Origin of the sequence: Pseudonocardia nigra, from assembly GCF_019396355.1 — a bacterium.
Taxonomy (GTDB): domain Bacteria; phylum Actinomycetota; class Actinomycetes; order Mycobacteriales; family Pseudonocardiaceae; genus Pseudonocardia; species Pseudonocardia nigra.
This window is the reverse complement of sequence record NZ_JAHKRK010000451.1, coordinates 1-1,442: the sequence shown is the minus strand read 5'-3', so window position 1 is coordinate 1,442 and position 1,442 is coordinate 1. Positions and strand designations below refer to the sequence as shown.

At 70.9% G+C, this 1,442-nt stretch carries 1 protein-coding gene and 1 pseudogene; both read left to right on the top strand.

Features of this window, described 5'->3' with window-relative positions; translation table 11 throughout:
* Positions 1-144: 144 nt before the first annotated feature.
* The gene (locus tag KME75_RS44595) at positions 145-894 is read left to right on the top strand and encodes a transposase (protein WP_308283521.1); all 750 of its coding nucleotides are present in this window, start codon (positions 145-147) and stop codon (positions 892-894) included.
* A gap of 195 nt (positions 895-1,089) precedes the next feature.
* A pseudogene (locus tag KME75_RS44590) lies at positions 1,090-1,442 on the top strand (NF041680 family putative transposase); the annotation flags it as partial.

The window sequence follows — 1,442 nt, the reverse complement described above, 5'->3', positions numbered from 1 at the left end:
AGCTTGATCTTTAACCTCCGGGGTGCGACACCAGCTCGGAGACCCCGGTTGATCATGAGTGCAGCCCTTGGTTGATCATGCTTCTGTCCAAGGAAGAAGATCAACACAAGGGCTGCGGTGGACAGTGTGCACGATCATGCTCGGGTGTCGGCGCTGGGGGAGCTGTCCCGGTTCCGCCTGGAGCTCTACGCGTCGTTGTCCGCGCGGGCGGACGCGCTGTTCGAGCTGACTGATGCGGTGTTGTGCGCCGACGGGCCGGTGACGTCGCTGGTGGATCTGACGTTGGTGGCCGAGCACCGCCGCGGGCACGGGGCGATGTACGACGCGCTCAACCAGGGTCGGGTGGAGCCGGAGCGGGTCCGCCGCGCGGTGGCGTCGCTGCCGCTGCCCCGGGCGGCGGACGGGCGGATCGTGCTCGCGGTCGATGTCAGCCCATGGCTGCGCTCGGACGCCCCGACCAGCGACCAGCGCCTGTTCTGCCACGTCTACGGGCGCGGGAAGGGCAACGCGCAGATGATCCCGGGCTGGCCGTACTCGTTCGTCGCCGCTCTCGAGACCGGTCGTACCTCGCGGACGGCGCTGATGGACGCGGTGCGACTCGGCCCGGCCGACGACGCCACCGCGGTCACCGCCGAGCAGCTGCGTGCCGTGATCGAGCGGCTGATCCCCGCTGGGCACTGGCGGCCCGGCGACCCGGACATCGTGATCGTCGCTGACACCGGCTACGACATCACACGACTCGCATACGTCCTGGCCGACCTGCCCGTCGAGCTGGTCGGGCGGCTTCGCTCGGACCGGGTCCTGCGCCTGCCGAAGCCGCCACGGCTGCCCGGCACGACCGGGCGCCCACCCAAGCACGGCCCCGAGATCGCCCTGGACCGGCCCGCCACCTGACCCGTCCCGCAGCACACCACCACAACCGAGACGACCCGCTACGGCACCGCAGTCACGACCAGCTGGGACCGGGTCCATCCCCGGCTGACCCGACGCACCTGCTGGATCGACCACCACGACGAGCTCCCGATCATCGAGGGCACCCTGATCCGACTGCAGGTCGACCACCTGCCCGCCGACCGCGACCCCAAGCCCGTGTGGCTGTGGACCTCGGTCACCGGCGCCACCCCAACCGACGTGGATCGCTGGTGGCAGTCGTTCCTGCGCCGGTTCGACCTTGAACACACCTTCCGCCTGCTCAAACAGACCCTCGGCTGGACCCGCCCGAAGATCCGTACCCCCGAAGCCGCCGACCGCTGGACCTGGCTGATCATCGCCGCCCACACCCAGCTCCGCCTGGCCCGGCCGCTGGCCGCCGACCTGCGCCGCCCCTGGGAACGACCCGCTGCCCCAGGCCGACTCACCCCGGCCAGGGTCCGCCGCAGCTTTCGGAACATCCGCCCGACAACCCCGCTCCCCGCCAGGGCACCCAAACCCACCCGACCCGG